Raw genomic sequence first — 21,412 nt, 5'->3', positions numbered from 1 at the left:
GGGCAGGGCAGCGCAGGGCGGGTCGGGGCCCCGAAAGTGGCCAGGCCCACGAGCCGGACGCCACGCCCCGTCGAGACTCTCCACCCGCCCGGACGTCGGCCAGCTTCCGTGACGGATACACCGCGGCACGTCCGCCAGGCCCCACCGGCCCGCATTCATCCCGCATCCATCCCGCAAGCTGGCCGCAACAGCCACTGACCAAAAACGCTGCCTGCGTCTTCACCCGCTGCGAGCTCTCGCAGGGGGTGAAGACGCAGGCAGCGTTCGCCGAGGCGGCAGGCCGCCGATGGAAGTGCTAGCTCTCGATGATGTCGATCTCGTGCAGCTCTGAAGCTCCGATCGCGTCGCGCAGCTTCGCGAGCAGCTCGTCACTGGCGGGCTCGTCGATCGTGAGCACGGAGAGGGCCTGGCCGCCCTCTTCATCGCGGGCGATCTGCATGCCGGCGATGTTCACACCGGCGTCGCCGAGCGCGGCACCGTAGACGGCGACCACGCCGGGGCGGTCGCTGTAGATCATCACGAGGTGGTGGTTCGCGAGCGGCACCTCGATGCTGTACCCGTTGATGCCGACGAGCTTCTCGATCTGCTTCGGGCCGGTGAGGGTGCCGGACACGGAGACGGTCTTGCCGTCGCTGAGCGTCGCGCGCAGCGTGAGCACGTTGCGGTACTCGTCACTGTCCTCATCCGCGTTCATGCGGACCTCGAGGCCGCGCTCCTCCGCGAGGAGCGGCGCGTTCACGTAGGAGACCTGCTCGGTCACCATGTTGGTGAAGAAGCCCTTGAGCGCAGCGAGACGCAGCGCCTTGATCTCGTAGCGTGCGAGCTCGCCGTGCACCTCGATGTCGAACGCCACCGGGGAGGCGCCGATGAGGCCCTGCAGGAACTGGCCGAGCTTCTCCATGAGCGGGATGCCGGGGCGCACGTACTCGTCGATGACGCCGCCGGCGACATTCACCGCGTCAGGCACGAGCTCGCCGGCGAGCGCCAGGCGCACGGAGCGTGCAACCGAGACGCCGGCCTTTTCCTGGGCCTCGTCGGTGGATGCGCCCAGGTGCGGCGTGAGCTGCAGGTTCGGCTGGTCGAGGAGGTCGCGGTTCGACGGCGGCTCGGTGACGAACACGTCGAGGGCGGCGCCGGCGATCTTGCCCGACTCGAGGGCGTCGCGGAGCGCGTTCTCGTCGATGATGCCGCCGCGCGAGCAGTTCACGATGCGCAGCTCGGGCTTGGCGAGCGCGAACTCCGCATCGCCGATGAGCCCCGTCGTCTCGGGGGTGCGCGGGATGTGGATGGTGATGAAGTCGGACTGCGCCATGAGCTCTTCGAGGCTGAGGAGCTGCACGCCCAACTGCGAGGCGCGGGCCGGCGTCACGTAGGGGTCGTAGGCGACGAGCGTCACGCCGAAGCCCTTGAGGCGGTCGACGACGAGCGTGCCGATGCGGCCGAGGCCGACGATGCCGACGGTCTTCTCGAACAGCTCGACACCCGTGTACTTCGAGCGCTTCCAGTCGCCGGCCTTCATCGACGCGTTGGCGTTCGGGATGTGGCGAGCGAGCGAGATGATGTGGCCGACCGCGAGCTCCGCGGCCGACGTGATGTTCGAGGTGGGCGCGTTGACGACCATGACGCCGGCCTTCGTGGCGGCTGGTGTGTCGACGTTGTCGAGGCCGACGCCGGCGCGCGCGATGATCTTCAGGTTCGGGGCTGCGGCGATCGCCTCGGCGTCGACCTGGGTCGCGCTGCGCACCAGGATGGCGTTGGCCTCGGCGAGTGCCTCGAGGAGCGCGGGACGGTCGGTACCGTCGACCTGGCGGACTTCGAAGTCGGGACCGAGCGCATCCACGGTTGCGGGGGAAAGCTGCTCGGCAAGCAGAACGACGGGCTTTGACACGTGAAGAATCCTCCAGTGGAGACAGGGAGTCTGCGGGCGCAGGCCGAACCGATCCTATCGCGGGGCGCGCCAGCGGCCCGCGCCGCCGTAACACGCGGCCCCGGCATACGCAGAAGGGCCGGCCCCGAGCAGATGCTCCGGGCCGGCCCCGTGCAGTTCAGGACTGCGAACGGCTGGTGACGCTTAGCGTGCGACCTGTCCGTCGACGTAGTCACTGTCGGTCTGCTTCCAGGCGAAGAGCTTGCGCAGCTCCTGGCCGGTCTTCTCGATGGGGTGCGACTCGCCCTTCTTGCGGAACTCGGCGAACTCGACGCCGCCGTTGTCCTGGTCGTCGATGAAGCGCTTCGCGAAGGCGCCGGACTGGATGTCGGCGAGAACGGCCTGCATGTTCTCCTTGACGCTCGGGTCGATGACGCGCGGGCCGGAGACGTAGTCGCCGAACTCCGCCGTGTCGGAGACCGACCAGCGCTGCTTGGCGATGCCGCCCTCCCAGATGAGGTCGACGATGAGCTTCAGCTCGTGGAGCACCTCGAAGTAGGCGATCTCGGGCTGGTAGCCGGCCTCGGTGAGCGTCTCGAAGCCGTACTGGATCAGCTGCGACGTGCCGCCGCAGAGCACAGCCTGCTCGCCGAAGAGGTCGGTCTCGGTCTCCTCCGTGAAGGTCGTCTTGATGACGCCTGCACGGGTTCCGCCGATGGCGGCGGCGTAGGAGAGCGCGGTCGCCCAGGCGGTGCCGGACGCGTCGTTCTCGACGGCGATGATGTCCGGGATGCCGCGGCCTGCGACGAACTCGCGACGCACCGTGTGGCCGGGGGCCTTCGGGGCGACGAGGATCACGTCGACGCCCTCGGGGGCGTCGATGTAGCCGAAGCGGATGTTGAAGCCGTGGGCGAACGCGAGCGTCTTGCCCTCGGTGAGCTTGTCCTTGACGCTGTCCGTGTAGATGGAGCGCTGGTGCTGGTCGGGGGCGAGGATCATGATGACGTCGGCCCACTCGGCTGCATCCGCAACGTTGAGGACCTCGAAGCCATCTTCCTGAGCCTTGGGGGCCGACTTGGAGCCGTCCTTCAGGCCGATCTTGACCTCGACGCCGGAGTCGCGAAGGTTCTGCGCGTGGGCGTGGCCCTGCGAGCCGTAGCCGACGATGGCTACCTTCTTGCTCTGGATGATGCTCAGGTCTGCGTCGGTGTCATACAGGATTTCAGCCACTTGTGTGCTCCTTGATTGTTGGCGTTCTGGCGTTTGGGTGGTGCTGAGCGGGTGCGCGCGACGCGGGTCAGCGCGCGACCCGCTCGGTCATGGATTTGGCGCCGCGCCCGACGGCGACGAGGCCCGACTGGACGATCTCGCGGATGCCGTACGGCTCGAGCACGCGCAGGAATGCCTGCACCTTGCCCGTGTCGCCCGTGGTCTCGATGACAAGCGCGTCCGTGGCCACGTCGACGACGCGGGCTCGGAACAGGTTGACGGCTTCGATGACCTGCGAGCGCGTCGTCGCGTCGACCTTGACCTTGACGAGGAGGTGCTCACGCTGCACGGAGGCGTCGTATTCGAGCTCGACGATCTTGATGACGTTGATGAGCTTGTTGAGCTGCTTGGTCACCTGCTCGAGCGGGAACTCCTCGACGTCCACGACGACCGTGATGCGCGAGAGCCCCTCGACCTCGCTCGTGCCGACGGCAAGCGACTCGATGTTGAACCCTCGGCGGGCGAACAGCCCGGCGACGCGCGTCAGGAGGCCTGGCTTGTCCTCGACGAGGAGGGAAAGTACGTGCTTCGACATGTTCTACTCCCCCTCGAAGGTCGGGCTGTGTTCCTTGGCGTACTGGACGAAGCTGTTCGAGACGCCCTGCGGCACCATCGGCCACACCATGGCGTCGGCGCTCACGACGAAGTCGATGACGACGCTGCGGTCGTTGGTCTCGAGTGCGAGCTTGATGGCGGCGTCGATCTCCTCCTCCTTCGTGACGCGGATGCCGAGCGCCCCGTAGGCGTCGGCGAGCTTCACGAAGTCGGGGATGCGGACCGTCTCGTGCCCCGTGTTGAGGTCGGTGTTCGAGTGGCGTCCGTCGTAGAAGAGCGTCTGCCACTGACGCACCATGCCGAGCGACGAGTTGTTGATGATCGCGACCTTGATGGGGATGTCGTTGATCGCGCAGGTCGCGAGTTCCTGATTGGTCATCTGGAAGCATCCGTCGCCGTCGATCGCCCACACCGTGCGGTGCGGTTCGGCGACCTTGGCGCCCATCGCTGCTGGGATGGCGTAGCCCATGGTGCCGGCGCCGCCGGAGTTGAGCCACGCGTTGGGGCGCTCGTACTTGACGAACTGCGCCGCCCACATCTGGTGCTGGCCGACGCCCGCCGCGTAGATCGCTTCGGGCCCGGTGAGCTCGCTGATGCGCTGGATGATGCGCTGCGGCGAGAGGAGGCCGTCGCTCGGCTCGGTGAACCCGAGCGGGAACTCCGCCTTGAGGCCGTTGAGGTAGGTCCACCACTCTTCGAGGCGCGAGGCCTCCGCGGGAGCGTGGTCGGTGACGGCGGCGAGGAGGTCGATGGCGACCTCGCGCGCGTCGCCAACGATCGGCACGTCGGCCGTGCGGATCTTGGAGATCTCGGCGGGGTCGATGTCGACGTGGATGACCTTCGCGTTGGGCGCGAAGAGCGCCGACTTGCCGGTCACTCGGTCGTCGAAGCGCGCACCGATCGTGATGAGCAGGTCGGCTTCCTGCAGCGAGAGGACGGCGGGCACCGTGCCGTGCATGCCGGGCATGCCGAGCATCTGCGGGTGCGAGTCGGGGAACGCGCCGCGTGCCATGAGCGTCGTGACGGCCGGCGCACCGGTCTTCTCGACGAGGCGCTGCACTTCGGCGGATGCACCGGAGCGGACGATGCCGCCGCCGAGGTAGAAGACGGGCTTCTTGGCCTGCGCGATGAGCTGCGCCGCGGCGAGGATCTGCTTGCCGTGCGCCTTCAGGACCGGGCGGTAGCCGGGCAGGTCGAGCTTCACCGGCCAGACGTACGGCGCCTTCTTCTGCTGCGCGTCCTTCGTGATGTCGACGAGCACAGGGCCAGGGCGGCCGGTCGACGCGATGTGGTACGCCGCGGCGATTGCAGCCGGGATCTCCTCCGGCGTGCGGACGAGAATGCTGTGCTTCGTCACCGGCATGGTGATGCCGATGATGTCGGCCTCCTGGAAGGCGTCCGTTCCCATGAGGTGCGAGAACACCTGGCCGGTGATGGCGAGCAGCGGCACCGAGTCCATGTAGGCATCGGCGATCGCGGTGACGAGGTTCGTGGCGCCTGGGCCGCTCGTCGCGATGCAGACGCCGGTCCGGCCGCTCGCCGAGGCGTAGCCCTCGGCGGCGTGGCCGGCACCCTGCTCGTGGCGAACCAGGATGTGGCGGAGCTTGGTGCTGTCGAGGAGTGGGTCGTACACCTCGATGATGGCGCCACCTGGCAGTCCGAAGACGTCCGTGACCCCGAGGTTCTCGAGGGTGCGGACAACAGCCTGGGCTCCGGTCAGCATCTCGGGCTCGTGCCCAGCGGAGGGTGGTGACGCCGCGGCGATGCGGGCGGCAGTTTCCTGCGTCATGAGATCCGTTCTTCTTCGTACTCGATGAGTCGAGCGCGGTCGATGAGGGCGTAGTCCCGAGGGCTAGCCCGTGGTCGCGCCCTCGGACGCGCTGCGAACGAGCTTCGAGTATTTCGCAAGCACGCCGCGCGTGAACTTCGGAGGGAGCGGTTCCCAGCCTTCTCGGCGGGAGGCGAGCTCAGCTTCGTCGACGAGTAGGTCGATCGAGCGAGCCGCGATGTCGACCCGAATCAGATCTCCACTGCGGACGAAAGCGATAGGACCTTGGTCGACCGCTTCCGGTGCAATGTGGCCGATGCACAGGCCGGTTGTGCCGCCTGAGAATCGTCCGTCCGTCAAGAGTAGTACATCCTTGCCGAGACCTGCGCCCTTGATGGCCGCCGTGATGGCGAGCATCTCGCGCATGCCCGGTCCGCCCTTCGGGCCCTCGTAGCGGATGACGATGACGTCGCCCGCTTCGATCTCGCCGTTCGTGAGCGCATCCATCGCGCCGCGTTCGCGCTCGAAGACACGCGCTGGGCCCTCGAAGACGTCGGCGTCGAAGCCGGCCGTCTTGACGACCGCGCCCTCGGGAGCGAGGGAGCCGTGCAGCACCGTGATGCCGCCGGTCGCGTGGATTGGGTTGTTGATCGTGTGCACGACGTCGCCGTCGACGGGGTCGGGGTTGAGGTCGCGGAGGTTCTCGGCGAGCGTCTTGCCCGTCACGGTGAGCGCGTCGCCGTGCATGAGGCCCTCGTCGAGGAGCGCCTTCATGACGACGGGGATGCCGCCGTGGCGGTCGACGTCGTTCATGACGTACTTGCCGAAGGGCTTCATGTCGGCGATGTGGGGAACCTTGTCGCCGATGCGGTTGAAGTCGTGCAGGGTGACGTCGACCTGCGCCTCGCGGGCGATCGCGAGGAGGTGGAGCACGACGTTGGTCGATCCGCCGAGTGCCATCGCGATCGCGATCGCGTTCTCGAAGGCCTCCTTCGTGAGGATGTCGCCCGTCGTGATGCCCTGGCGGAGCAGGTTGACCACGGCCTCGCCGGAACGGTGCGCGAACGCGTCCCGGCGGCGGTCGGCCGATGCGGGAGCCGCCGAGCCCGGCAGGCTGAGGCCGAGGGCCTCGGCGACGGAGGCCATCGTGTTGGCCGTGTACATGCCACCGCAGGCACCCTCGCCTGGAGCGAAGGCGCATTCGATGCGCTTCAGGTCGGACTCGGACATCTTGCCGGCCTTCGTGGCTCCGACCGCCTCGAAGGAGTCGATGATTGTGATGTCCTTCTCGGTGCCGTCCGAGAGCTTCACCCAGCCCGGCGCGATGGACCCCGCGTAGAGGAAGACGCTCGAGAGGTCCAGGCGTGCGGAAGCCATGAGCATTCCGGGGATCGACTTGTCGCATCCCGCGAGCAGGACCGTGCCGTCGAGGCGCTCGGCCATGACGACGGTCTCGACGGAGTCGGCGATGACCTCGCGCGAGACGAGCGAGAAGTGCATGCCCTCGTGGCCCATCGAGATGCCGTCGGAGACGGAGACGGTGCCGAACTGCAGCGGGTAGCCGCCGCCGGAGTGCACACCCTCCTTCGCGCCCTGCGCGAGGCGGTTGAGGGAGAGGTTGCAGGGGGTGATCTCGTTCCACGAGGACGCGATGCCGATCTGCGGCTTGTCCCAGTCCTCGTCGCCCATGCCCACGGCGCGGAGCATGCCGCGCGACGTGGTGGCTTCGATGCCGTCGGTGACGACCCGACTGCGTGGCTTGATGTCGATTTCTGGCTCAGGCATGCCCGCCATTCTACGCCGCGGCGACGGCCGGGCAGTGCCGTTGCGGCGGGCTACTTCTCGCCGTGCCCAAGGCCCTCGTGCTCGGGTGCCGGCTCGCGTTCCGGCTGGCCGGTCCGGACGGCGTGCGCCCGAGTCAGTTCGTCGTCCGTGCGGCGCTGCGCGCTCTCGACGGCGGCCGCGAGCTCATCGGCATACAGGGGCACGTTGTCGAACTGCCTGCTGCGGTAGCCGGCTCGCGCGAGCATTGTCGCACCTGCCGGAGTCGTCAGCATCTGGAAGAACATGATCGGGATGAGGAACAGGATCGTCGGCAGGTGCGTCTGCTGGACGGCGAGGCCGATGAGCAGGAACATGAGCCCGGCAATCTGCGGCTTCGTCTGCGCGTGCATGCGCATGAGCACGTCGGAGAAGCGCATGAGGCCGACGCCCGCAGCGAGCGACAGCAGCGCGCCGAGGCCAAGGCAGATGAGGGAGATGACGTCGAGGACCCCGAGCGGGCCCTCGGTGAGGAGCCCCCCGGATGCGAGAAGCGTGTCAGAAGCGCTCACTGGCGTTCGCCTCCTGCCTGGTGACGTGCCTGGCCACTGCGACCGAGGCGATGAATGCGGTCATCGCGAGCGCGAGGACCAGCGGGAGGGTGTCCGTGTGGCCGCGGATGATCATGTCGGCGACGAGCACGCAGATGAGGATCGTGAGGAGCGCGTCGGACGCGACCATGCGGTCGATGATGGAGGGGCCGCGGATGATGCGGATCACCGCGAGCAGCGCGGCGACCGCGAACATCGTGCCGAAGATCCAGACGAGCACGTCGACGACCATCACTTGTTCCCCTCCGGAGCGGTTGAGCGACTGCCTGCCGCGCCCTCGATGAAGACGGGCATGTCGTGCGCGAACTGCTTGTCGCGGATGCCCTCGTGCTTCTTCTGCGCTGGCGACTGGCCGATGGGGCCGAGGCCGCGGCGCACCCGGTCTCGGTTGACTCGCCAGAGGTCGTCGCGTGTGCCCAGGGCGAGCGCGAGGCCCTCCTCGACGTCGAGCGCGAGCGCCTTGACGGACTCGACGGCCTCGTCGGTGGAGGCATCGAGCACGTGCAGGTACAGCACGGAGTGCATCCGGTCGACCTCGACGACCATGGAGCCGGGGATGAGCATGTTCACCTCGGCCGTGAGGGTGAGCACGAAGTCGCTGCGTGTGCGCAGCTGCACCGAGACCACGGAGCCGAGTGGCGGCTTCGCGGGCCGGAACGCCAGCCACGCGACGATGAGGGATGCGCTCACCAGGCGGTAGAGGAACTTCACGAAGAAGACGAGCGTCCACCACAGGTTGATGCGACCCGAGAGGTCGACCGCCGGCAGGTAGAAGACCTCGACGATGATGACCGAGAAGATGATCCCGGTGACGACGCTGATGACGTCGACGTGCCCCCACAGCACCAGCCAGAACGCGACGAGCGCGAGCAGCAGCGGCAGCTGGACGAGGATGGCGTGGCGCCTCGGCTTGCGGGCGCTGACGTCTTTCACCTTCATGGCTTGAGCACCTCCCCGTTGGAGACCGAGCTGATGTACTCGGCGGGTACCAGGTCGAACGCGGCGGTCTCGGACCATTCGTAGATGGGGCCGGCGAAGACCGTGATGGCGACGCTCACGGCGACCATGGTGGTCGTCGCGATCGTCATGAGCCGCGACGAGGACTTCGTCTCGGTCACGACGGCGGACTCGGGGGTGTCGGAGATGCGCTCCGTCATGGGCGACGAGAAGTCGACGACCTGCTCCTGCGTGCGCCAGAAGCCGAGGTTCCAGACGCGGATGAGGGCGTAGAGCGTCAGGAGGCTCGTCACGGCACCCGCGCCGATGAGCACGTAGCTGAGCACGCTGCCCTCCGCCGCGCCAGCTGTGAAGAGGCCGACCTTGCCGATGAAGCCGGAGAACGGCGGGATGCCGCCGAGGTTGAGCATCGGGATGAAGAACAGCACGGCCACGAACGGCGCGCGCTTGAGCATCCCGCCCAGGTGCGTGAGCGAGGACGAGCCCGCGATGCGCTCGATGAGACCCGTGACGAGGAACAGCGCCGTCTGCACGATGATGTGGTGGACGATGTAGAACACCGTCGCGGCGTCACCGAGCTCCGTGCCGAGCGCCACGCCGAAGATCATGTAGCCGATGTGGCTGACGAGCGTGAACGACAGCATTCGTCGGATGCCGGCCTGCGCCACGGCGCCGAGGATGCCGACGACCATCGTCAGCAGCGCTATGACCATGAGCAGCACCGAGATGTCGTTGTCCCAGAACAGCAGCGTCTCGGTGCGCAGGATGGCGTACACGCCCACCTTGGTGAGCAGGCCCGCGAACACGGCCGTCACCGGTGCTGGCGCCGACGGGTACGAGTCCGGCAGCCAGAAGGACAGTGGGAACAGCGCCGCCTTGATGGCGAACGCGATGAGGAGCGGCATGTGCAGCATGAGCTGGACGTCCTGCGGCAGCTCGGCCATGCGCACGGCGATCTCCGCGAAGTTCACGGTGCCGACCGCGCCGTAGATGAGCGCGATCGAGCCGAGGAAGATGAACGAGGACACGAGGCTGACGACGATGTACGTCACGCCCGCCTTGATGCGCTCCGTCGTCCCGCCGAGCGTGATGAGCACGAAGCTCGACACGAGGAGGATCTCGAAGCCCACGAACATGTTGAAGAGGTCGCCGGCGATGAACGCGTTGTAGACGCCAGCCGCCAGCACGAGGTAGGTGGGGTAGAAGATCGAGACGGGTGTCTCGTCGTCGCCGTCCGCTGCACCCTGTCCGATGGAGAACGCCATGACGGCGAGCAGCACGATGCTCGTGACGAGCACGAGCATCGCTGACAGCTGGTCGACGACCAGCGAGATGCCGAAGGGGGCGAGCCAGCCGCCGCCCTGCACGACGAGCGCCTCACCCGAGGTGTTGACGGCCACGAGCAGGCCGATGCTCACGACGAGTGCGAGCACGAGCGTCGCCTGGGCAAGGAAGATCTGCAGGCGTGCCGCGCGAGCCGCGGTCAGCGTGAGGGCCGCTCCGATGAGCGGCACGAGCACGATGAGGGGAACGAGCCAGGTCATGAGCGGTCCCCCTTCCCTGCGTCGTCGTGCGGATCGGTGTGGTCGTCGGCACCCGAGTCGAGTCCGACCTCGCGAGCTCCGTCAGGCTGCGAGCCCTGTTCGGCTTCCGCATCCTGCTCACCGGCTCGGAACTCCTCGAGCTCCTCGTGCCGGTTGCTCGGCTCGGTGGCCTTGAGCGATGCCTCGGCGAAGCTGTCCTTGCCCGAGCCGGGTTTCGGCCCCTCGCCCATGTTGATGCGGGCGGTCGAGACCGCCGCTTCCGCGTACTCCCCGAACTCCGTGTCACCGGAGTCGTCCTCGTCGAACTCCTCGTCGTCCTGAGACAGGTCGGCCGTGCGCATCGCGATGTCCTCTTCGTCGTCGCTCACGGTGTCGGCCTGCGCCAGGCGCCACGAGCGGTAGATGAGGGCGAGCATGAAGGCCGTCACGCCGAAGGTGATGACGATGGCCGTGAGGATGAACGCCTGCGGGATCGGGTCGGAGTAGTCCTCCGGCGCGACGTCCGGGTCGTAGATGGGGGCGAGGCCGAAGCTGCCCGACATGAAGAACAGCAGGATGTTCGTGGCGTTGCCGACGAGCAGGATCCCGAGGAGCATGCGCGTGAGGCTGCGCTCGAGGAGCAGGTAGACGCCGCACGTGTAGAGCGCGGCCATGCCGACGAGGAGCACGAGGGACAGGGTCATGAGCGGGTCACCTCCTCGGATTCGACGGGTTCGATGTCTGACTGAACTGCTTCGACCTCTTCGTTGACGCGGGCGAGCGCCCCCGTGTTGTAGCCCGTCTCGCCACCCTCCGGGGTCTCGCCCTGGAGGCCGTCGTGCTCGGCAGCCGAGTCGGAGTCGGGGGACGCATCCTGTTCGATCTGCAGGTCGATCTCCGAACCGAGGGAGCGCAGGATGTCGATGACCAGCGCGATGACGATGAGGTAGACGCCGATGTCGAAGACGGTGGACGTGACGAAGACGAACTGGCCGATGCCGGGGATGTCCTGGTCGATCCACGAGGAGGTGAAGGGCGCCTGGCCGAAGAAGATCGGCACGAGCGCCGTGAGCGTCGCGAGCAGGAATCCGATGCCGAGCAGTCGACCCGCATCCACCTTCACGGCCTCATCGAGCTCGGCCCTGCCGCCGGCAAGGTAGCGCGCGGCGAGCGCGAGGCTCGCGACGGCACCGCCCGCGAATCCGCCACCTGGGGTGTTGTGGCCGGTGAAGAGGAGGAAGAGGGATGCGATGAGCAGCGCGTGGAACACGAGCCGCACGACGACCTCGAGGATGATCGAGCGGTTGTTCGGGGCGAGCGACTTCCCGGCGATGAGCCAGACCTTGCGGCGCTCCCCCTGCAGCTTGTCTGCCTTGCCGAGCTTCTGACCAGCGGCGCTCACTGCCGCGAGGTCGATGGGCTCGGTGACGGGGCGGGAGGCGCGCAGGAAGCGCGGGCCGCGGGCGGCGTCCACGCGGGAGCGGCCACGGTTGTTGAGGTAGACGAGGCTCGCGACGCCGGTGGCGGCGGCGATGAGGACGGAGAGCTCCCCCATCGTGTCCCAGCCGCGGATGTCGACCAGTGTGACGTTGACGATGTTCGAGCCGTGCCCGCCCTTGAACGCGAACTCGGGGAAGAACAGCGAGTCGGGGGATGCCTGGCGGGAGGCGAGCGCGATCCAGGCGACGATGGCCATGACGGTTCCGACGGAGCCGCCGATGAGCCAGCGCAGCCACGACGGCGGGTTCTTGAGCGCCTTGCCGTGGCGTGCCGGGAGACGGCGCAGCACGAGCACGAACACGACGAGCGTGATGGTCTCGATGAGCGCCTGCGTGATCGCGAGGTCCGGGGCGCCGGAGAGCGCGAAGAGCCCCGCCATGCCGTAGCCGGTGACGCCCACGAGGATGACGCCCTGGAAGCGCTTCTCCGAGCTCGTCACGAAGAACGCGGCGAGGATCATGATCAGGATGATCGCGATCTCCTGCCAGCGGATCTCGGTCTCGAACGCGGGCACCGGGGTGTCCATCGTGACGAGCGTGAAGACGGAGGCGACGACGAACATGATGAAGATCGACGCGAGGTAGAAGGGCAGCGAGCCGCGCTGGGTGGTCGCGGTGGTGCGGGCAGCGATGACGTCGACGACGCGCATCGTGGTCCAGTAGCCGCGCGACGACTCGATGAGCGGTGGCACCTTCGCCTGGGCGCGGGCGACCGGCGCCCGCCAGAGGAAGAGCAGGCCACCGAGGATGAAGGTGCCGATCGTGATGAACAGCGCGGGTTCGAATCCGTGCCACAGGGCCAGGTAGTACGGCTTGGCGCCGGGCATCTCCGGCAGCGTGTCCGCGTACATCGCGAGCACGGGGTCGACGAGGCCGGAGGCGAAGCCGAGGCCGAGCGAGGCCGCGACGAGGATGAGCGGGGAGAACATGAAGTCGAGGTGCTCTGGCACGTAGCGGACGCGCTCGACCTCGGGCTTCGACGCGAAGGCGCCGTAGAGGAAGCGGGCCGAGTAGGCGACCGTGAACACGGTGCCGATGATGACGCCGACAAGCGCGACCCAGCCCCACATGTTGCCTGCTTCGCCCGCCTCGAGGAGCGCCGTGAGGATGGCCTCCTTGGCGACGAACGTGAACATCGGGGGGACACCGGCCATGGCGGCGATCGCCAGCGCCGTCATCCAGAACAGCACGGGCGCGGCCTTCGCGAGGCCGGAGAGCTTGCGGATGTCACGGGTTCCCGTGCGGTGGTCGATCATGCCGACGATGAGGAACAGCGCGGCCTTGAAGCACGCGTGGGCGATGACCATGGCGAGGCCCGCGAGCGCCGCGTCCCGCGTGCCGAAGGCGACGACGATGGTCATGAAGCCGAGCTGGCTGACGGTGCCGTAGGCGAGGATCAGCTTGAGGTCGTGCTGGCGTAGCGAACGCCACCCGCCGATGAGCATCGTCGCGATGCCGATCGTGACGAGCACCTCGCGCCAGCCGGGCATCTCCGCATAGCCGGGTGCGAGTCGGGCGATGAGGTAGATACCGGCCTTCACCATCGCCGCGGCGTGCAGGTACGCGCTCACCGGGGTGGGCGCGGCCATGGCGGCGGGGAGCCAGAAGTGGAACGGCGCGAGGGCCGACTTCGTGACGGCACCCGCGAGCACGAGCATGATGGCCGTGATGGTGAAGCCGTCGAACTCGGGCGGGTTCGCGATGATCCCGGACAGCAGCGACGTGCCGGTCGAGGCGTGCAGCATGACGAGGCCGACGAGCATGGCGAGGCCACCGAGCGTCGTGACGAGCAGCGCCTGCATGGCGGCACCGCGGCTCGCGCGCTTCGACGAGTAGTGCCCGATGAGCAGGAACGAGAGCACGCTCGTCGCTTCCCAGAAGATGAAGAGGAGGTAGATGTCGTCGGCGAGCACGAGGCCGAACATCACGCCGGCGAAGGCGAGCAGCACTGCGGCGAAGCGGCCGATGTCGGGCTCGTCCGGCTTGAAGTAGCGTCCGCAGTAGACGAGCACCAGCGAGCCGATGCCAGTGACGATGAGCGTCATGACCCAGGCGAGCACGTCCATCCGCATGGCGATGGCGATGTCGATCTGCGGGATCCAGGGGATGCTCTCGACGAGCACCTCGCCGCTCAGGATGCGCGGACCGAGCAGCGCGGTCCAGACGAAGGCGACGGCGGGGACGGCGGCGGCGACGAGGAACGTCACGTTCCGAAGCCACCTGTGGAGCACCGGAATGAGGATGCTCGCGCCGAGGAAGATAGCCAGGAACGCGATCATTCGGCCTCCTGGAGCTCATGCAGCGGTGTGGACAGATTTATTTTACCTGGCAGTTGACTGCGTGTGTGCCGAATGCCGTTCTCGATAGCGTGTGACCATGCAGCTCTCAGCGCCAGGACTCCAGCCCACGGCGACTCAGGCGCGGGCTCTCGCGCCGGATGCGGCTCGAGGTTTCGCCCTCCTCTTCATCGCGATCGCGAACCTCACCGTGTACCTGTACGGCAGGGAACAGGGCATTCTGTTCCGCCCGCTGGACCCTGGCGTCGGCGACCGCATCGCCGATGTCCTCGGTGCGCTCTTCATCGACAACCGCAGCTTCCCCCTCTTCTCTCTGCTGTTCGCGTACGGCATACATCAGCTCGTGACCCGCGAGGAGCGCAGGGGCACGCCGTGGCCCGTGGTGCGCGGACTCCTCGCGAAGCGCAACACGTGGCTGTTCGTGTTCGGCGCCCTCCACGGGCTCCTCCTCTTCATGGGCGACATCATGCACACGTACGCCCTCGCAGGCTTCGTCCTCATTCTGCTGATGCGCTCACCGAGCTGGGTGCTCTGGCTCGTCTTCGGCATCACGGCCCCGCTTGCCATCGCGTTCGGCAGCGGCGACGGCGCTGCCGCGTCCGGGCTCAGCGAGATGGAGACGGGGGCGATCGTCCAGATGCCGTCGGTCCTGAGCGAGACATTCCTGGATGCGCAGGCCGCGCGGGTGGGCGAGTTCCTGCCGTTCCTGGCGTTCGCGCCGCTCACGGTGCTCGGGGTCCTCCCACCCATGATGCTCGGCCTCATCATGGCGAGGCACCAGCTGCTCGAGCGCCCGTGGGAGCACGCTCGCACCGTGCGTCTCATCGCGATGGCCGGCGTCGCGGCGGCCGTCATCGGCGGGATCCCGTTCGCCCTGGGGCTTGCGTTCGGCTTCGAGCCTGGCCCGGTCTGGTTCCTGGCCGGGTCGCTGCACTCGGCCACCGGCATCCTGGCCGGGGCCGGCTATGCGGCGCTCTTCGCGCTCATCGTCGCCCGCAGCCAGCAGGCAGGGACAGCGCCCGGCCCCATCGTCGGGGCACTGACCGCTCTCGGGCGCCGCTCCATGTCCGGCTACCTGGCGCAGTCCGTCATCTTCCTGCTGCTCATGCCCGCCTGGTCGCTGGGCCTGGGAGGCACGGTCGGCACCGGTGGCGCGTTCCTCATCGGGACCGGCGCGTGGCTCGTGACGCTCCTCGGCGCCGTCCTGCTCGAGCGGGCTGGCAAGCCGGGACCGGCCGAGTGGGCCATCCGCAGACTCAGCTACGGCAAGCCTCCCGCGAGCGCCGCACAGCACCCGCACAGCTGACGCCAGCCGCGGTCGTACGATGAGCCGCATGCAGACGAAGAGGCTCTACCGCGAAGGAAAGCGAGTCGAGGGTGAGCATTCGCTGACGGCCCTCGCCGAGCACCGAGCATCCGCGAACTGCACCGTCTGGGTCGACCTGACGCTCGACGAAGAGGGTGCCCTCGACGAGCTGGCGACGCTCCTCGACCTGCACCAGCTCGCGGTCGAGGATGCGCGGTCCCACCTCGAGCGGCCTCGGCTCGCCCGATTCGATTCGCACCTCCTGCTGACGCTCTCGGCGTCGGAGTGCGACGAGGAGGGCACCGTCGAGATCTCGCGACTGACGGCATTCATCCTGCCCGGCATCCTCGTCACCGTGCACGAGGAGCGCTTCCCCATCGACGCGGTCGCGAAGCGGCTCGACGACAACGAGGAGCTCTCCACCTACGGGGTCCCGTGGCTCGTGTGGGCACTGCTCGACATCGTGGTCGACAGCCACACCGACTCGGTCGAGCGGCTCGACGAGGTCATCGAGGCGCTCAGTGACGGCCTCTTCAGCGAACGGCCCGACACCAGCGAGGTGCAGCGGCGCGCGTTCACCCTGCGCCGCAGCGTCTCGAAGCTGCGTCACGCGACACTCCCCCTCAAGGAGGTGATCACCCTGCTCATCCACCAGGGAGAGGAGAAGGTGGCGCCGGAGCTGCACCCCTACTTCGCCGACGTCGGAGACCACGCTGGCCTTGCCGCCGACTGGTCGGAGACGCTCGCCGACCACATCTCGACGGCCATCGAGACGAGCATCGCCCTGCAGGGCAACAAGATGAACGAGATCATGAAGAAGGTCACGGGCTGGGCGGCGATCATCGCCGTCCCGACGGCCATCACGGGCTTCTTCGGCATGAACGTCGACTTCCCCGGCCACGACCAGGTCGAGGGCCTCATCGCGTCCATCACCCTCGTCATCGGCTCCTCGGTCGTGCTCTACATCGTGTTCAAGAGGCGCGACTGGCTGTAGGCAGACCTGTGGGGTGCGCATCCGGTTCTCGCGAAACGGATGCACACCCCACTGGTCTGCGTGCGAAGGCCGACCGCGCCGAGCGGCCTACGCGGTCGCGCGCTCCTGCTCGATGACCTGCGCGCTCTTCGCGTCACGCGCGTGGTCGGTCGAGCCGTGCACGTCCTCGTTCATGGTCGCCTCGTCGAAGGGGGCGCCTCCGCTGAGCACGAGGTCGACGCGCTGCTTGTCGATCTCCTTCGTCCACGTTCCGACGAGCACCGTCGCGACGGCGTTGCCAGTGAAGTTCGTGAGGGCACGCGCCTCAGACATGAAGCGGTCGATGCCGACGATCACGCCGACTCCATCCACCAGGTCGGGGCGATGAGCCTGCAGACCACCGGCGAGCGTAGCGAGGCCAGCACCGGTCACACCGGCGGCACCCTTCGAGGCGATCATCATGAAGACCAGCAGCGACACCTGCTCGCCGATCGAGAGCGGCGTGCCCATCGCGCTGGCGATGAACAGCGACGCCATCGTCAGGTAGATGGCCGTGCCGTCCAGGTTGAAGGAGTAGCCGGTCGGGATCGTGATGCCGGCAACCGACTTCGAGACGCCCACATGCTCCATCTTCGCGATGAGGCGGGGCAGCGCGACCTCGCTCGACGACGTCGACACGATGAGGAGGTACTCGCGGCCGAGGAACTTCATGAGCTTGAAGATGTTGACGCGGGCCACGAGCCACAGCAGCGAGCCGAGCACCACGACGATGAACAGCGCGCACGTGATGTAGAAGGCGATCATGAGCGTGCCGAGCGCGATGACCGCGTCGATACCCGTCGCCCCCACGACCGCGGCGATGGCGCCGAACGCGCCGACCGGAGCGACCCACATGATCATGCCGAGCACGCGGAAGACGAGTGCCTGGATCTGCGCGATCGCGTCGATGATGGGTGCCGCCTTCGTGCCCATCTTCTGCAGGCCGAAGCCGAGCAGCAGCGCCACGAACAGCACCTGCAGGATGCTGCCGTCCGTCAGCGATGAGAACAGCGACGTCGGGATGATGCCGAGGAGGAAGTCGGCCGTTCCCTCGCTCTTCGCCGCATCCGCCTCGTAGGACGCGCTGGCGATGTTGAGGCCCTCACCCGGGTGGATGAAGTTGCCGACGACCATGCCGATGCCGAGGGCGAAGGTCGACATCGTGATGAAGTAGAGGAGCGCGAGCCCACCCACCTTGCCGACCGTCGCGGCCTTCGCGATGGAGCCGACGCCGAGCACGATCGTGCAGAAGATGATCGGGGCGATCATCATCTTGATGAGGGCGACGAACGCCTCCCCGACGGGCTTGAGCGCCTTCCCGAACTCCGGGAGGACAAGTCCGACCGTGATGCCAGCGAGCACCGCGATGATGACGGCGATGTAGAGCCAGTGCGTCTTGTCGATGCCGCGCTTGCGCGGAGCCTTCTGGTCCTGAGATGTGAGCGCCATTGCTGTCTTCTCTCCTTTGAGATCCGACGCGAGCTGCGTCGGGAACGATGGATCGAGCATCCGCTCCCCCACATGGCCGCCGCGACTTGCGTTCATACTGTTCTCATCGCCGACGGTGCAGTGCAGCGCCGGGAGATGCGACGACCGTGAGGAGGAGCGCCATGCGATTCGCAAGCTGGAGCGTCGCGACGCGCCTCTTCGTGCTGCAGTTCCTCGCCATCCTCGTGCTCACCGGCATCGGCGTGGCGATCGTGTGGGCGGATGCCAGACGCGAAGCCGAAGACGACGCCGCGCTGCGCAGCCTCGCCGTGGCCGAGACCATCGCCCACGACCCGTTCGTCGTGGAGCAGCTCGAGACGGCCGCCCCGAGCAGCAGCCTGCAGCCGTACGCGATCTCCATCTCCGACTCCACCGGCGTCGACTTCATCACGATCATGGACACGGACGGGGTGCGCATCACGCACCGCAACCCGGAGGAGATCGGCCGTCCGTTCCAGGGCAACATCGACTCTGCGCTCGGCGGCTCCACCTTCACTGAGACCTACACGGGCACCCTCGGACCCTCCGTGCGGGCCGTCGCCCCCATCTGGGACGACGGCGAGGTCGTCGCCCTCGTCTCCGCGGGCGTCACCGTGTCGAACGCGCACGTCGCGACCGGATCCCGCATCGCGCTCATTCTCTGGTCTGCGCTCGGCGCGCTGCTCATCGGCGGCGCTGGCGCCTGGGCGCTCAGCCGCTACCTTCGCCGCGTGACCGACAATCGCGGCCCGGAGGACCTCGCGCGGATGTTCGCCTACTACGAGGGGGTGCTGCGCTCCATCGACGAGGGCCTCGTCCTCATCGACACGAAGGGCCGGATCGCGCTCACGAACGTGAAGGCCGCCGAGTACCTCGGCCTGCCGCCCTTCGACGAGCAAGCCGCGCCGGTCCCGGTGCGCGACCTGGACGCTCCCGAGATCCTCCGCGAGGTCATGCTGCGCGGCGAGGCCGTCGTCGACGAGATCGTGGTCACGCAGCGCCACGTGCTCGTCGTGAACTGCGAGGCGGTCGTGACGCGCGGCCCCGGCCACGACGCTCCCCGATTCGCGGGCACCGTCGTCACGCTGCGCGACCATTCCCGCATCGAGGAGCTGAGCGGCGAGCTCGAGACCTCCCAGACCCTCGCCGCGGCGCTCCGCTCGCAGGCGCACGAGTTCGCGAATCGACTCCACACCATCATCGCCCTCATCGAGCTCGGGCAGCCTGAGGAGGCTATGCGTCTCGCCAGCTCGACCCTCGGAGTCAGCCAGGAGCTGGCCGACCGCCTCGTGCGCGCCGTCGAGGACCCGGTGCTCGTCGCCCTGCTCCTCGGCAAGTCAGCGCAGGCCGACGAGATGGACGTGCGCTTCGAGCTGCACCTGCCGGAGCGGGTCCCCGCGAGCGCCTCCGCTCGCGACCTCATCACGATCGTCGGCAACCTCGTCGACAACGCGCTCGAGGCGGCCCGGACGACGCCCTCCCCTGCCGTGCGGGTGCTCGTCGAGGAGCTCGACGGGGAGGTGCTCATCGAGGTGAGCGACAGCGGAGAGGGACCAGACCCGGACTTCCTCAGCCGCATCTTCGACTTCGGTGTCTCGGGCAAACCCGGCAAGGGCCGAGGCGTCGGGCTCGCGCTCGTCCGCCAGGCCGTGCGCAGGTCCGGGGGAAGCATCGACGTCGACGGGTCCGCGTTCACGGTCTGCCTGCCACTGCGCGGGCGGCCCGACGTCCGAGGAGACGACGCAGTGACCGAGACCGGGCACGGCGTGCCGCGCATCCACGCGCCAGCGGGCACGCGAGGCACCCCCTCACGCAGTGGAGGAGCATCGGATGACCGCTGACGAACACTCGCCGCGCGACCTGCATGTGCTCGTCGTCGACGACGAGCCCATGACCGCGCGAGCGCACGCCTCCTACGTCGACCGGCTCGCCGGCTTCACGACGGTCGGCGTCGTCGGCACGGCGTCCGCCGCGATCCTCGCCGTCCGAGCGTCGGGCCACGGCGAGGCGGCTCGCATCGACGTGGTCCTGCTCGACATCAACATGCCGGATGCGACCGGCATCGACGTCGCCCGCAAGCTTCGGGCCGAGGGGCATGACGTCGACATCATCGCGGTCACCGCCGTCCGCGAGGCCGCGACCGTCAAGCAGGCGGTGTCGCTCGGCATCGCCCACTACCTGCTGAAGCCCTTCACCTTCCAGACCTTCGCGGAGAAGCTCGAGGCGCTCCGCGAATACCGTGCTGGCCTCTTCGACCACGTCGTCTCGAGCCAGGACGAGGTCGACCAGACCCTCGCAGCCCTCCGACACGCCTCACCCCAGTCGAGCCTCCCCAAGGGGCTGACCAGCGAGACCCTCACGGGCGTCATCGCGGCCCTCCGCGGGCTCGACGCCGGCAGCGGCATCTCGGCCAAGGAGCTCTCCGAGCAACTCGCCCTCTCCCGGGTCACGGCACGCCGCTACCTGGAGCACCTCGTCGACACGGCAGCCGCCGAACGCACCCCCAGGTACGGCACGCCCGGTCGACCAGAACTCGAGTACCGGCTCTCCTGAGCCGGGCCGGGCTCCGTCACCTTTCGGACAGACGGGAGGAGTAATCTCCGGAAAATGATCACCGTCGGCATGAGCACCTCCTGCACGTTCCCGAAGTCTGTCGAGACCTCGTTCCAGATAGCTCGCGACGCGGGCTTCGACGGTATGGAGATCATGATCTCGACCGACCAGACGTCACGAAGCGTGGATGCGCTGAAGCGGCTCATCGACAAGTATCAGCTCCCGGTGCTGGCCGTGCACGCGCCGGTGCTGCTCTTCACGCAGTTCGTGTGGGGCCGCGACCAGCGCACGAAGCTCCAGCGCTCTGCCGAGCTCGCCCGCGACATCGGCGCCTCCACGGTTGTCGTCCACCCGCCGTTCCGGTGGCAGTCGGGATACGCGGAGAACTTCCTCGGCATCGTCCGCGAGATCAACGAAGACACCGGCACCGAGATCGCCGTCGAGAACATGTTCCCGTGGAAGGTGTCCGGCCGAGCGCTGCAGGCATACAAGCCGGGCATCGACCCCGTAGACATGGACTGCGACGCCATCACACTCGACTTCTCGCACGCCGCGCTCTCCGGCCGCGACTCCCTGCAGATGGCGAAGGCGGCCGGCGACCGGCTGCGGCACATCCACCTCTGCGACGGGCAGGCGCCCGAGGCGAACGACAAGCTCTTCGACGAGCACCTCGCGCCCGGCGAGGGCGGGCAGCCTGTGGCCGAGACCCTCCAGTACCTCGCGTCCATCGGCTGGGCTGGCCACGTGGTCGCCGAGGTGAACACGCGCAAGGCGAAGAACGAGCCAGACCGCCTGCGCATGCTGCGCGAGACGGTCGCGTTCGCCCACGAGCATCTGCAGCTCGGCCGCCCCGTCACCGACTCCGTCTGACTCGCCGGCTCGGTCCTCCCCTCGCAGGTCCACCCCTGGCTCCCGACTCGGGCTGGCAATGTCACTTCGTTGCGGGAAGTTTCCCGCAACGAAGTGA

At 67.9% G+C, this 21,412-nt stretch carries 17 protein-coding genes; 5 read left to right on the top strand and 12 right to left on the bottom strand.

Features of this window, described 5'->3' with window-relative positions:
• Window positions 1-295: 295 nt before the first annotated feature.
• The 11 genes from serA to GV007_RS06680 all read right to left on the bottom strand — a co-directional run bounded on the left by serA (window position 296) and on the right by GV007_RS06680 (window position 14,089).
• Window positions 296-1,888 (bottom strand): phosphoglycerate dehydrogenase, encoded by a 1,593-nt coding sequence (gene serA / locus GV007_RS06730; RefSeq protein WP_160071505.1) that lies wholly within the window; start codon window positions 1,886-1,888, stop codon window positions 296-298.
• A 183-nt stretch (window positions 1,889-2,071) separates the two neighbouring features.
• Window positions 2,072-3,097 carry a ketol-acid reductoisomerase gene (gene ilvC / locus GV007_RS06725; protein ID WP_160071504.1) on the bottom strand — a complete coding sequence of 342 codons (1,026 nt, stop codon included), beginning with the start codon at window positions 3,095-3,097 and terminating at the stop codon, window positions 2,072-2,074.
• A gap of 67 nt (window positions 3,098-3,164) precedes the next feature.
• Window positions 3,165-3,671, bottom strand: coding sequence for an acetolactate synthase small subunit (gene ilvN, locus GV007_RS06720; protein WP_104240428.1), 507 nt, complete (start codon window positions 3,669-3,671; stop codon window positions 3,165-3,167).
• A 3-nt stretch (window positions 3,672-3,674) separates the two neighbouring features.
• Window positions 3,675-5,480, bottom strand: coding sequence for an acetolactate synthase large subunit (locus GV007_RS06715; RefSeq protein WP_104240427.1), 1,806 nt, complete (start codon window positions 5,478-5,480; stop codon window positions 3,675-3,677).
• 63 nt (window positions 5,481-5,543) lie between these two features.
• Entirely contained in the window at window positions 5,544-7,244 is a 1,701-nt protein-coding gene (gene ilvD, locus GV007_RS06710) for a dihydroxy-acid dehydratase (RefSeq protein WP_160071503.1), read from the bottom strand.
• A gap of 50 nt (window positions 7,245-7,294) precedes the next feature.
• Entirely contained in the window at window positions 7,295-7,792 is a 498-nt protein-coding gene (mnhG, locus tag GV007_RS06705) for a monovalent cation/H(+) antiporter subunit G (protein ID WP_160071502.1), read from the bottom strand.
• Complete coding sequence (locus GV007_RS06700) at window positions 7,779-8,063, bottom strand: monovalent cation/H+ antiporter complex subunit F (protein ID WP_104240424.1); 285 nt, start codon at window positions 8,061-8,063, stop codon at window positions 7,779-7,781. Before GV007_RS06700 ends, mnhG begins: the two co-directional genes overlap by 14 nt.
• Entirely contained in the window at window positions 8,063-8,770 is a 708-nt protein-coding gene (locus GV007_RS06695) for a Na+/H+ antiporter subunit E (protein ID WP_160071501.1), read from the bottom strand. The genes GV007_RS06700 and GV007_RS06695 overlap by 1 nt, the downstream gene beginning before the upstream one ends.
• Window positions 8,767-10,332: a Na+/H+ antiporter subunit D gene (locus GV007_RS06690; RefSeq protein ID WP_104240422.1), complete on the bottom strand. Its 1,566-nt coding sequence runs from the start codon at window positions 10,330-10,332 to the stop codon at window positions 8,767-8,769. The genes GV007_RS06695 and GV007_RS06690 overlap by 4 nt, the downstream gene beginning before the upstream one ends.
• Window positions 10,329-11,015: a Na(+)/H(+) antiporter subunit C gene (locus tag GV007_RS06685; RefSeq protein WP_160071500.1), complete on the bottom strand. Its 687-nt coding sequence runs from the start codon at window positions 11,013-11,015 to the stop codon at window positions 10,329-10,331. The genes GV007_RS06690 and GV007_RS06685 overlap by 4 nt, the downstream gene beginning before the upstream one ends.
• Entirely contained in the window at window positions 11,012-14,089 is a 3,078-nt protein-coding gene (locus GV007_RS06680; RefSeq protein ID WP_160071499.1) for a Na+/H+ antiporter subunit A, read from the bottom strand. The genes GV007_RS06685 and GV007_RS06680 overlap by 4 nt, the downstream gene beginning before the upstream one ends.
• 97 nt (window positions 14,090-14,186) lie before the next feature.
• Between GV007_RS06680 and GV007_RS06675 the strand changes: the two genes are divergently transcribed.
• Both GV007_RS06675 and GV007_RS06670 read left to right on the top strand, forming a co-directional pair.
• On the top strand, window positions 14,187-15,413 hold the full coding sequence (locus tag GV007_RS06675) for a DUF418 domain-containing protein (protein ID WP_160071498.1): 1,227 nt from the start codon (window positions 14,187-14,189) through the stop codon (window positions 15,411-15,413).
• 28 nt (window positions 15,414-15,441) lie between these two features.
• Entirely contained in the window at window positions 15,442-16,407 is a 966-nt protein-coding gene (locus GV007_RS06670; protein ID WP_160071497.1) for a magnesium transporter CorA family protein, read from the top strand.
• An 87-nt stretch (window positions 16,408-16,494) separates the two neighbouring features.
• Here the strand turns inward: GV007_RS06670 and GV007_RS06665 are convergent, their stop codons facing one another.
• Window positions 16,495-17,874: a cation:dicarboxylate symporter family transporter gene (locus tag GV007_RS06665; RefSeq protein ID WP_160071496.1), complete on the bottom strand. Its 1,380-nt coding sequence runs from the start codon at window positions 17,872-17,874 to the stop codon at window positions 16,495-16,497.
• A gap of 161 nt (window positions 17,875-18,035) precedes the next feature.
• On the opposite strand from GV007_RS06665, the gene GV007_RS06660 reads away from it, so the two are divergent.
• Genes GV007_RS06660 through GV007_RS06650 form a run of 3 tightly spaced genes read left to right on the top strand, consistent with a single transcriptional unit; the run spans window position 18,036 to window position 21,315 of the window.
• Complete coding sequence (locus GV007_RS06660) at window positions 18,036-19,733, top strand: ATP-binding protein (RefSeq protein WP_160071495.1); 1,698 nt, start codon at window positions 18,036-18,038, stop codon at window positions 19,731-19,733.
• A complete protein-coding gene (locus tag GV007_RS06655; protein WP_160071494.1) occupies window positions 19,723-20,445 on the top strand; it encodes a response regulator in 723 nt (240 codons plus the stop codon). Before GV007_RS06660 ends, GV007_RS06655 begins: the two co-directional genes overlap by 11 nt.
• 54 nt (window positions 20,446-20,499) lie before the next feature.
• Window positions 20,500-21,315 carry a sugar phosphate isomerase/epimerase family protein gene (locus GV007_RS06650; RefSeq protein ID WP_236558363.1) on the top strand — a complete coding sequence of 272 codons (816 nt, stop codon included), beginning with the start codon at window positions 20,500-20,502 and terminating at the stop codon, window positions 21,313-21,315.
• Window positions 21,316-21,412: the final 97 nt, after the last annotated feature.

Origin of the sequence: Pseudoclavibacter sp. 8L, from assembly GCF_902506465.1 — a bacterium.
In the GTDB taxonomy this organism is placed as follows: domain Bacteria; phylum Actinomycetota; class Actinomycetes; order Actinomycetales; family Microbacteriaceae; genus Pseudoclavibacter.
This window is presented reverse-complemented; position numbering and strand designations above follow the sequence as displayed.